At 41.6% G+C, this 238-nt stretch carries 1 protein-coding gene; it reads left to right on the top strand.

The features are described 5' to 3' along the window. Nucleotides 1-238 (top strand): Ig-like domain-containing protein (locus CCAND38_RS11855; RefSeq protein WP_042343569.1); only part of this gene is annotated, 238 nt, incomplete at both ends.

Consider the following 238-nt stretch of genomic DNA (forward strand, 5'->3'; position numbering starts at 1 on the left):
AAAGATGATGTTGAACAGACGGTAGTTGATACACCTGTTACGGTTAAAGTAGTATCTAATGATGAGCATGTACCTACGCAAGGAACTTTGACTATTGTTACGCAACCTAAAAACGGAACGGTTGTTATCAATGACAATGGAACGACTAATGATCCGTCGGATGATGAGGTTGTTTACACACCTAACCGAGGTTATGCAGGAGTAGACAGTTTCGAGTATGAGCTTTGCGATACGATGG

Origin of the sequence: Capnocytophaga canis (assembly GCF_000827555.1) — a bacterium.
Lineage (GTDB): Bacteria > Bacteroidota > Bacteroidia > Flavobacteriales > Flavobacteriaceae > Capnocytophaga > Capnocytophaga canis.